At 34.5% G+C, this 11,063-nt stretch carries 12 protein-coding genes and 1 riboswitch; of the genes, 11 read left to right on the forward strand and 1 reads right to left on the reverse strand.

Annotation, left to right across the window (positions count from 1 at the left end):
- Positions 1-17 precede the first annotated feature (17 nt).
- From BM157_RS04845 to BM157_RS04890, 10 genes are all read left to right on the forward strand, one after another.
- On the forward strand, positions 18-1,205 hold the full coding sequence (locus BM157_RS04845; protein ID WP_022501146.1) for a pyridoxal phosphate-dependent aminotransferase: 1,188 nt from the start codon (positions 18-20) through the stop codon (positions 1,203-1,205).
- Positions 1,206-1,246: 41 nt separating this feature from the next.
- Positions 1,247-2,302 (forward strand): histidinol-phosphate transaminase, encoded by a 1,056-nt coding sequence (gene hisC, locus BM157_RS04850; RefSeq protein WP_090140123.1) that lies wholly within the window; start codon positions 1,247-1,249, stop codon positions 2,300-2,302.
- A gap of 10 nt (positions 2,303-2,312) precedes the next feature.
- The gene (locus tag BM157_RS04855; RefSeq protein WP_022501144.1) at positions 2,313-2,951 is read left to right on the forward strand and encodes an epoxyqueuosine reductase QueH; all 639 of its coding nucleotides are present in this window, start codon (positions 2,313-2,315) and stop codon (positions 2,949-2,951) included.
- A 133-nt stretch (positions 2,952-3,084) separates the two neighbouring features.
- On the forward strand, positions 3,085-3,780 hold the full coding sequence (locus tag BM157_RS04860; RefSeq protein ID WP_055176015.1) for a hypothetical protein: 696 nt from the start codon (positions 3,085-3,087) through the stop codon (positions 3,778-3,780).
- Positions 3,781-3,794: 14 nt separating this feature from the next.
- Complete coding sequence (locus BM157_RS04865; protein ID WP_055176011.1) at positions 3,795-4,475, forward strand: hypothetical protein; 681 nt, start codon at positions 3,795-3,797, stop codon at positions 4,473-4,475.
- Between the two features lie 79 nt (positions 4,476-4,554).
- A riboswitch (THF riboswitch) is annotated at positions 4,555-4,651 on the forward strand.
- Positions 4,652-4,711: 60 nt separating this feature from the next.
- On the forward strand, positions 4,712-5,326 hold the full coding sequence (locus BM157_RS04870; RefSeq protein ID WP_022501141.1) for a folate family ECF transporter S component: 615 nt from the start codon (positions 4,712-4,714) through the stop codon (positions 5,324-5,326).
- 59 nt (positions 5,327-5,385) lie between these two features.
- Positions 5,386-5,928 (forward strand): phosphodiesterase, encoded by a 543-nt coding sequence (yfcE, locus tag BM157_RS04875; RefSeq protein ID WP_022501140.1) that lies wholly within the window; start codon positions 5,386-5,388, stop codon positions 5,926-5,928.
- 113 nt (positions 5,929-6,041) lie between these two features.
- Positions 6,042-6,446, forward strand: coding sequence for a hypothetical protein (locus BM157_RS04880; RefSeq protein WP_055176008.1), 405 nt, complete (start codon positions 6,042-6,044; stop codon positions 6,444-6,446).
- 144 nt (positions 6,447-6,590) lie between these two features.
- Positions 6,591-8,321 (forward strand): S8 family peptidase, encoded by a 1,731-nt coding sequence (locus BM157_RS04885; RefSeq protein ID WP_318255817.1) that lies wholly within the window; start codon positions 6,591-6,593, stop codon positions 8,319-8,321.
- Between the two features lie 108 nt (positions 8,322-8,429).
- Positions 8,430-8,861, forward strand: a complete 432-nt coding sequence (locus tag BM157_RS04890) for an RrF2 family transcriptional regulator (RefSeq protein ID WP_022501137.1) — start codon at positions 8,430-8,432, stop codon at positions 8,859-8,861.
- Between the two features lie 118 nt (positions 8,862-8,979).
- On the opposite strand, the gene BM157_RS04895 is transcribed toward BM157_RS04890, so the two are convergent.
- Positions 8,980-9,336 (reverse strand): TIGR04086 family membrane protein, encoded by a 357-nt coding sequence (locus BM157_RS04895; protein WP_022501136.1) that lies wholly within the window; start codon positions 9,334-9,336, stop codon positions 8,980-8,982.
- 171 nt (positions 9,337-9,507) lie between these two features.
- Between BM157_RS04895 and BM157_RS04900 the strand changes: the two genes are divergently transcribed.
- On the forward strand, positions 9,508-10,785 hold the full coding sequence (locus tag BM157_RS04900) for an HlyC/CorC family transporter (protein ID WP_055176002.1): 1,278 nt from the start codon (positions 9,508-9,510) through the stop codon (positions 10,783-10,785).
- Positions 10,786-11,063 lie beyond the last annotated feature (278 nt).

Below are 11,063 nucleotides of genomic sequence, written 5' to 3' on the forward strand. Positions count from 1 at the left end.
ATTGGAGGACAAGTAAGATGATAGCAGAATCAATGAAAGCACTTGTTAAAGGAAGCTCAGTTATCAGAGCGATGTTCGAGGAAGGTAACAGGCTTGCTAAGATATATGGAGCAGAAAATGTATATGACTTTTCATTAGGTAATCCTAATGTGCCGGCTCCGGATGAAGTTAATGAGGCAATCAAGAATATAGTTGATGAGGAAGAGTCAGTTGTCCTTCACGGATATATGAGCAATTCAGGCTTTGAAGATGTAAGAGAAGCGATTGCACAGTCACTTAATAAGAGATTTGATACACATTTTAATTACACTAATATTGTTATGACAGTTGGTGCGGCAGGTGGTCTTAATACAATACTTAAGACAATTATCAATCCTGGTGATGAGGTGCTTACATTTGCACCATTCTTTGGAGAATATAGGAATTATGTAAGTAATTTTGGTGGAAAGCTTGTTGCAGTATCTCCAGATACAGCTACTTTCCAGCCAAAGTTTGATGAATTTGAGAAGCTTATTAACAAGAATACCAAGGCTGTAATTGTCAACAATCCTAACAACCCAACAGGAGTTGTGTATTCAGAAGATACAATAAAGAAGTTAGCTAAGATTATGGAAGACAAGCAGAAAGAATTAGGCATAGAGATATTCCTTATAGCTGATGAGCCATACAGAGAACTTGCTTATGATGGAGTAGAAGTTCCATATCTTACTAAATATTACAATAATACTATAGTTGGATATTCATACAGCAAGTCATTATCACTTCCAGGTGAGCGTATCGGATATCTTGTGATTCCAGATGAAGCAGCAGATTCAGATGATATGAAGTCAGCCGCTTCTGTAGCAACAAGAATATTAGGATTTGTTAATGCACCATCATTACAGCAGAAGGTCATTGCCAGATGTCTTGATGCCAAGGTTAATATCGAAGCTTATGATAAGAACAGAAAAGCACTTTACGAAGGACTTACAAAGCTTGGTTTTGAATGTATTAAGCCAGAAGGAGCGTTTTATCTCTTTGTCAAATCACCAACAGAAGATGAGAATATTTTCTGTGATACAGCTAAGAAGCACAATATACTTATTGTTCCTGGTTCATCATTTGGCTGTGCTGGTTTTGTAAGGATGGCTTACTGCGTATCATACGATACAATAATTAATTCACTCCCACATTTTGCAGAAGTTGCTAAAGAGATGGGTTTATAAAATCAATATGCGAAAAATGTACGCGGAAATGAGGATTATTAATGAAAGCTTGGGAGAGTAATATAAGAAAGGTTGAACCTTATGTTCCGGGCGAACAGCCTAAGGTTCAGAATGTTATTAAACTTAATACTAATGAGAATCCATATGGACCATCAGAAAATGTCAGAAAAGCAATGGAAGCAATAGATATAGACCGTTGCAGATTATATCCGGATCCTGATGTGACTAAGCTTGTTAAGAGCATTGCAGATTATTATGGAATGGATAATAATCAGGTATTTGTCGGTGTGGGCTCAGATGATGTGTTATCAATGTGTTTCCTTACATTTTTTAATGGAAAGAAGCCGGTATTATTCCCGGATATTACATATTCTTTTTATAGTGTATGGGCTGATCTGTACCGTATACCATATGAGAAGCAGAAGCTTGATGATAATATGAAGATTGTTCCAGAAGACTATTATAAAGAAAATGGCGGTGTAATCTTCCCTAATCCTAATGCTCCAACAGGTCTTTTAATGGATCTTGACAGTGTAAGGGATATTATTGAACATAATAAAGATGTTGTAGTTATAGTTGATGAAGCATATATTGATTTTGGAGGAGTATCAGCTAAGGATTTAGTGAATGAATATGATAATGTACTTGTTGTACAGACATTTTCTAAGTCACGTTCTATGGCGGGTATGAGAATTGGATATGCGTTTGGTTCAAAAGAACTTATAAAGGCACTTAATGATGTGAAATTCTCATTTAATTCATACACAATGAATATGACATCAATTGATATGGGTGTTGCTTCAATCAATGATAAGAAGTATTTTGAGGAATGTGTTGAAAGAATAACAGCTACAAGAGAAAGAACTAAGGAAGAACTTACAAAGCTTGGATTTACGTTCCCAGACTCTAAGGCTAACTTTATATTTGCTACACATAAGAGTGTTCCAGCTAAAGAAATATTTGAAAAGCTTAAGGATTTGAATATATTTGTAAGATATTTTGCACAGCCAGGAATTGATAATTATTTAAGAATTACAATAGGTACAGATGAGCAGATGGATAAGCTTATAAGTGCTTTATCTGAGATTGTTGGTTAGAGGAGACTTTATGGCAGTACCATTTGAGAATAGAAACTTCCATAAGGAAATGCTAAAGCTTGCAGGACAGCTTCAAAAAGAAGGAAAAGTACCAAGATTATTATTACATAGCTGTTGTGCACCTTGCAGTAGTAACTGTATTGAAGTTCTATCGAAGTATTTTATGGTTACAGTATTTTATTATAATCCGAATATATCAAGTGATGAGGAATATAAGAAAAGAGTTGCAGAGCAGATAAGATTTATAAAAGAATTTGATACCCCTAACAAAGTTGAATTCATCGAGGGTGATTATGAACCGGATGTATTCTTTAAGGAAGTTAAGGGCCTTGAGAAAGAGCCAGAAGGCGGTAAGCGTTGTTTTAAATGTTATGAATTAAGATTAAGAAAGACAGCAGAACTTGCCAAGGCAGAGGCGTATGATTATTTTACAACAACTCTTACAATCAGCCCATTAAAGAACAGTGTAAAGCTTAATGAGACAGGCTTAAAGCTTCAGGAAGAATATGGTGTTAATTACCTGCTTTCGGATTTTAAGAAGCAGGAAGGTTATAAGAGGTCTATTGAGCTGTCAAAGGAATATGGATTATACAGACAGAATTACTGCGGCTGTGTATATTCAAGACAGCAGATATTAATGAGCAAATAAATATATGCACAGTCAGGTGGTGCCACAGTGGCAACACCTATAATTAGTGACGAAGGGTTATATATTTTGACACCGGTGTCATATTATAGTATGTTATCATTAACCAGACAGAGTATAATAAGGAGGAATAATTATGGCTAAGAAGAAATCAGGCATTGTTAAGGCAGCAGTAGGTATTGGTGCGGTAGTAGTTGCTGGTAAAGTTGCATACGAGAAGTATAAGACAACTAAGAGCCGTTATACAAAGGAAGAACAGGATAGTGCAGATCTTGAGGTCCGCAAATATAATGCAATATGTGAGAAGAAGGTTGTTGAAGTAGAAGACGAGGAATTTGTTGGCTGTGAGATAAAGTCAGTAGCTTCTAATACAACTCTTGACCTTGGTCTTGCTGTATTTGAAAAAGATGTATACATTAATTTTGAAAGTGTATGCAGTAATGTCACAATCATTCTTCCAGAGGGTGTTAATGTGGCGTGTGACATAGAAAAGAGAATAGCAGGTGTTCATAATCTTGTAGAAAATGTTGATGAAGAAGGAATTCATACAGTATATGTAATTGGAAAAGCAACATTAAGCAAGGTTGATATTATTCCTGTTAATTTTTATGTGGACGACGATGATGTAGAAGATATATTAGCAGAAGATGATTTTGATGAAGAAGAAGCATTTCCAGAGTCAGGAGATGTAGACGTAAAAGTTATTAACAAGAGCGAGAAAGAGGCTGTGTCAGAAGAAACAGTTAAGTCAGAAGACGGCTTTAAGCCTGCAGATAACGCTGATACTACTGAGGACAACACAGAAACTATTAATCTTGAAGAAGTTAAGTAGTCAGGATAAAGCGTATGAAGTTCAGGGATAAAATGATTGAATATTTTGATAATATTCCAGAAGGTACGGTTGTAGTTGCTAATGCAATGTATGAACAGGGATTTACCAGGATGAGCCACGATGCTTTTTTCAGGTCTATAGAAAGACTGTGCGAGGATGGTTACATTTTAAGAGCTGGAAAAGGAATGTATATTAAGACATCTGATGGTGATAAGAACATAGAAGAATTACTGCTTAATTATTTCTTTGGAGATAATAACGACAGTGGAATGTTTATAGGCTACAGGCTGTATAACAAGTATATGATATCATCTTACAAGGGCGATAAGATAGAGCTGTATTCAACTGTGATAAGAACAAGAACCTGTGAGCTTGGCAATATAATAGTTAAAAGACCAGAGGTTGATCTGGATTTTGAGAATTCCAAAGTGCTTGAGGCTTTGGAGATTTTGCAGAATTATCATAATATCGAGAATTTAGATAAGCTGAAGTTTGCAAGGTATGCCAAGCAGTTTGCAGGCAGCTATAATGATGAGGCGGCTGTAAATGTGCTTTTACATATGAAATATAAGAAAAGCACGATAGCTTTTATGAAGAAGATACTTGATATGTATAAGACACAGAATAGTTTACAGCAGTTTTTAAGCTACGCTTCAGATTATAAAATTCCGGCTGTCCAGAGGATAGCAAGATAAATGTATGAATAAAAATACAAAAAAACGCTTTACAACAGTAAAGCGTATGTATATAATAACGCTTGAACAATAATAAAAAAGCAGAGTAGGAATATGTGCGTTAAGTGCCATTTGGACAGGGAGTTGCCATTTGGACGAAAAGTTTTCTTGCGATACATAATCCGCATCCCGCTGCTACATACTACGGCGAATAACCTCCTATGTAGAGCGAAGATTACTGCAAAGGAGGTTTTTTTATGTCAATTTTATTAAGAAATTTTGCATTTTCTGCAAAAGAATTCAAGAGCATTAAGTCAATAGTTGCCGCGGCATTATTGATAGCTCTGCACACAGTATTAGCTGTGTTTGTATCAATTCAGGTAACACCAACACTTAGAATTTCAGTATCCTTTCTTGCCAACTGTGCAATAGGATATATGTTTGGTCCAGTTATGGGCTTTGTGTGTGGTGGACTTGGAGATTTGATTCAGTTTGTTATTAAGCCTACAGGTGCATATTTTCCTGGCTGGACAATAAGTGCGGCATTAGCTGGATTTATATATGGTCTGTTCTTTTATGGCTGTAATATGAAGGTAGCTGAAAAGTATGATGAACAGGGTCAGAAGAAAGGTATATTAAGGATTATAGACTTTAAGTTCCTTTTAAGATGTGCAGCGGCACTTACAATTGATACATTACTTGTAAATGTATTACTTGGAACTTACTGGTGCAGTATAATGTATGGAAAGGGCTTCGCATTTTACTTATCAATACGTTTTGCTAAGAATATGATACAGCTTCCAATTAACATTATACTGACATATTATGTATTAGGATTTATTAAATACATTAATAATAAAATTTATGAATAAAAATATGTTGATAAAAGAATATTAATGGACAGTACATCAGCACGGAAAGGAAGAAAGTTATGTCAAAGATAATGATAGCATCAGATATTCACGGTTCTGCATATTATTGCAGATTAATGTTAGACAGATTCAAGGAGGAGAACGCAGAAAGATTAGTTCTTCTTGGAGATATACTCTATCACGGACCAAGAAATGATCTTCCTAAAGAATATGCTCCCAAAGAAGTTATCGCAATGCTTAATCCCCTGCGCAATAAGATAATATGTGTAAGAGGTAATTGTGATACAGAGGTAGATCAGATGGTGCTTGATTTTAATGTGTTATGTGAACAGGCATATGTTAATTTTAATGGCCGTTCAATAGTATTAGCACACGGACACAAGCTTGATGAAAAGAATATTCCGGCGTTAAATGATGGCGATATCCTTTTATGCGGACATACACACGTTCCAAAGTGTGAAAAGAGAGATGGATATATATATATGAACCCAGGTTCAGTATCTATCCCTAAGGAGAACTCAGCTCACAGCTATATGATACTTGATGATAAGTTCTACTGGAAAGACCTTGATGGTAATGTATATATGGAACAGAAATATTAAACTATAACAGCCTTTTAATAATTCTTTATATATTTTTAATTGCTTTTGCAAAAGTATATGATAGAGTATTATTTGATGATAATTATTGAGAAATGTGAAAGGCTGGATTGTTTATGAATGGTTTCAAGGATAAATTTGCAAGATTTATGTATGGAAGATATGGCATGGATCAATTGTCAAGAAATTTATCTTTAATATGTCTTGTGTTACTGGTTATAACAATGTTTAGCAGAAGCAATGTATTATATGCCATAGCACTTGCAGGAATAATATATACATATTTTAGGGTATTTTCGCGTAATATATCTAAAAGAAGCAAAGAGAATGAGAAATACCTGTCTTTCCATTATAAAGTAGTGGGAAAGATTAACAGAATTAAATATATAATTAAAGACAATAAGACACATAAGATATTTAAGTGTCCAAGTTGTTCACAGAAGATAAGGGTGCCTAGAGGAAAAGGCAGGATAAGTATTAAATGTCCAAAGTGCAGAATAGAATTTATTAAGAAGACCTGATTTAAAGTGTAAAGACTTGAATCAGGTCTTTACTTATATTATGGTGAATATAATTAATGGAATATAGTGAAAGAATTGCCAGCGGCATTATTGTAGAAGAAAAATGGCAATTATTTATCTATTGTAATGCCGGACGATTTGAATATGAACCAGAAGCTTGAAAATATATTGAATGTATCTTTAGATGCCACAGAAGACGAATTAAGAAAAGCTGACAGCCTTAGTACAGGTTATAACTGGCGTGATAATACATGGGAGATAATAGTTAAATATTCAGGAAGTCTTGAGAGTATACGAAACAGATATAACGTATATATCAAAGAGCTTCTTAATTATTATGCAATTATAGTGGCTGATAAAGCTACAATAGAACTTATATCGCAGGAAGATGTCATAGATTATGTGGAAAAGCCTAAGAGTCTTTATTATCAGATAGAACGCACTAAGACAGCCGCATGTGTAGGAAGCGTGAGGGCGGATGGGAACATTTTATCAGGAAAAGGTGTTATTGTCGGAGTGATTGATACAGGGATAGATATATTTGATAATGCTTTCAGGAATTCTGATGGGACTACAAGAATACTTAACATATATGACCAGACGACAGGTGAGAAATACGATAAACAGTCGATTGATGAGTATATAAGGCTTAATGAGGATTTATCAGGCGGTACATTTTCTTATGATAATGCTCCAGGGGTTGATAACATAATGCATGGAACGGATGTTTCGTATATAGCGGCAGGCAGTTTGGGCGTTGCTTACGAGGCTGATATTATAGCAGTTAAAATGGGATATTCTATTAATAACCAGTTTCCAAGGACAACAAGCCTTATGGATGCAATTGATTATATTATAAGAAAAGCAATTGAATACAGAAAGCCTGTGGCAGTTAATATAAGTTATGGCTGTAATTATGGTGCACATAATGGTAATACGTTATTAGAGAGCTTTATTGATGATATATCCAAAAGCTACAGGTGTGTTATATGTGTAGGGAGTGGCAATGAAGCAGATAAAGCGATACATTTTGGGGGGATTATTAATACCGGACAGGTACAGACAGCGTATCTTAGTGTTGGTGAATATCAGAGTGCCATAGATATCCAGATATGGAAGAATTACTGGGATACAATTGATGTAATGTTAATCAATCCGCGTGGCGAACAGATTGGAATAATAACTGAGGGGAGAATTAACAGGTATGAAACATACAATACTGAGATTATAACATTGCTTGGTGAACCATCTCCATATAATATATATCAGGAAATATATATTAATCTTATTCCAAAGACTGATTATATATTATCAGGTATATGGCAGATAGTGTTGATGGCAGGAAGTATAAGGGCAGGTGAATATAATATATGGCTTCCGTCAAGTCAGGCACTTGGTTATGCAACAGCATTTAATAATCCTACAGCTGATGGGACGATTACAATACCTGCAACGGCAAGAAACTGTATAGCAGTTGGGGCGTATAATGCATACACGAATTCTTATGCAGCATTTTCGGGACGGGGATTTGATAATAGCATAAGAAATGTTAATGCAGGAGTTAAGCCGGATATCACAGCACCAGGTGTCGATATAAGCATTGCAAGGCAGAGGGGGAATGATATTACATATAGAAATGTTACAGGCACATCTTATGCAGTTCCGGTTGTTACAGGTGCGGCGGCACTTCTTATGCAGTGGGGAATAGTTATGGGCAATGACAGGTTTATGTATGGCGAGAAATTAAAGGCAGCTCTTATTGATGGTTCTAAGCCAGTAGGACTTGTTGGGATTACACGAAACGATAATCAGCCAGACCCGCGTACAGGCTGGGGAGCGGTGTGTCTTAAGAATACGCTTAATAAAATTTTATAAATCATCTTGAAATTCATACAAACATTGTGGTATAGTATGTTTATAGAATGAGAAATATAATAAGTCCATTATACTTAAGACTGTTATATTTAAGAATGGAGGATTTAGATGAAGATATCAACAAAAGGCAGATATGCATTAAGGGTTATGATAGATTTAGCAGAACACGATAATGGCGAATATATAACACTTATGGATATAGCTGAAAGACAAGGAATTTCAGAGAAATATTTAGAATCAATTGTTTCTTTATTAAGCAAGAATGATTTTCTTATATCATTAAGAGGAAAGGGTGGTGGATATAAGCTTTCAAGGCGTCCAGAGGAATACACAGTATTAAGCGTATTACAGTGTACAGAAGGTTCTTTAGCACCTGTTGCCTGTCTTGAGAGCAAGCCTAATAAGTGTCCTAAGCTTGAAGAGTGCAAGACAATTACTATGTGGGAGAATTTTGAGAAGACAATCAATGATTACTTTAACAAGATAACAATAGCAGACCTTATTAATTCTGGTAATGGAATTGATAACTATGTTATTTAATATATATGCCAGAATGTCACTTGAGTGCCAGTCTGGCATATTTTATGTAATAGCAGGCTTTATCTGTTATAGATAATAAATGTCTTGAGGTATTTATTATCTTTCGGACATGGCTTATCTATGGGGAAAAAAAGCCACCAGCACCGCCGCAGGCACAGCATATGCCAATACATTTTGCAGCAGAAGCAATATCAAAGCCAGAACCCTGATTAATGGCAACAGAGATAACACATAAAATGCAGAAGTATATAATACCATAGAGTATTCCCCATATAAGACGGTTGCATTTTCTTATGTGTCCTAATATAAGTCCACCGGCAAATGTGCTGATACCATAGGCGGCAGTAATACATATGCTTATTATGTTATTGCTAAGTGACATTTTATACATACATATAGATATAATTATCAGTAAAGCAATTGTTATAATATAACCAGCTATTAAGGTCTTTAGTATTCCAATTAATTTGTTCATACAGCATTTCCAATCTATATATATTCTTTACAAGCTTATGTCCATATATTTGATAATATTCATTCAACTTGACATCTGTATTATTAATACTGTAATATATTAAAATATAACACACAAATTAAAGTGTTGTATATAAATATTATTTTATAAAAAGAATGGAGGAATAATTCCTTGGATACGGACAGTTATATTCAACTTATAACTATTATTATTTTATTATTTCTTTCGGCATTTTTCTCGTCAGCTGAGACATCATTTATGACTGTAAGCAAGATGAAAATTCGTTCGCTTATGGATGAGGGCAACAAACGTGCAGCTTTAGTTGCTAAGATTATAGATGATTCTGGAAAGTTGCTAAGTGCCGTACTTATAGGTAATAACATTGTTAATATTTCCTGCTCAGCACTTGTTACTACATTTACAATAAAGGTATGGGGAAGCTATGCTACAGGAATAGCAACTGGTGTTCTTACACTTTTCGTTCTTTTATTCGGAGAAATAACCCCAAAGAATCTTGCTACATATTATTCTGTTAAGCTTACATTATTATATGCACCAATTATATATGGTCTTATGGTTATATTGACACCAGTGATATTTATAGTTGACCATCTTGCTGGCGGAGTATTAAGAATATTTGGTATTAAATCTAATGATAAGAATTCAACTATTACTGAGGAAGAACTTCGTACAATAGTAAAGGTAAGCCATGAAGAAGGAATTATCGAGAAAGATGAAAGACAGATTATTGATAACCTGTTTGACTTTGGAGATACAAGCGTTAAAGACGTTATGATTCCAAGAATTGATATGACAGTTGCAGATGTTAATTCATCTTATGAAGATATAATTACATTATTTAAAAGTACAATGTATACAAGAATACCGATATACGAGAATGATTCAGATAATGTAATCGGTATACTTAATATTAAAGATTTGATAGTCGGTGATAAAAAAGACGAAACCTTTAATATAAGAGATATAATGAGAAAACCATTTTTTACATACGAACATAAGAATACATCTGAGCTGTTTAAAGAAATGCAGCTTAACAGATACAGTATTGCAATTGTTCTTGATGAATACGGACAGATAGCTGGTATGATAACAACTGAGGATTTGCTTGAGGAAATTGTTGGTGAAATCAGAGATGAGTATGATACAGATGAGAAAGACGATATGACTAAGATAAGGGATAATACATATCGAATTAATGCATCGTGCAAGCTTGATGACATTAATAGTGAGCTTGGAACTAAGTTGTACTCACAGGATAATGACTCGCTTGGTGGATTTATATCAGAAAAGCTTGACAGAATACCTAAAGCCGGGGATAAGCTGACAATTGATAATGTATGGCTGTTTGTTGAACGTTCTTCGGTAAACAGGGCAGAGTCAGTTATATTAAAGATACAGCCGGATAATAAAGACACTAATGACAGATAATATAATGAACACCAAAGTGTTAATCTTAAAAGCTCTTTGTGGAACTTTATATGCACTGAAAGGCTGCACAAGAATTGCTGGATATTATAACAAAGTCAGAAAATATCATATCAGAGGCTTAGTACACTGATATGAATATAATTAATATACTTATAGAAGAATGTGATTAAGTAAATGCTTAGTCACATTTTTTGTTGTATATTTTTATTTCATATTTTGTTGTGTATTCAAGCATTATATAAAAAACGATGCAACATTTTATTTCAAAATGTTGCATC

Origin of the sequence: [Lactobacillus] rogosae, from assembly GCA_900112995.1 — a bacterium.
GTDB lineage: Bacteria > Bacillota > Clostridia > Lachnospirales > Lachnospiraceae > Lachnospira > Lachnospira rogosae.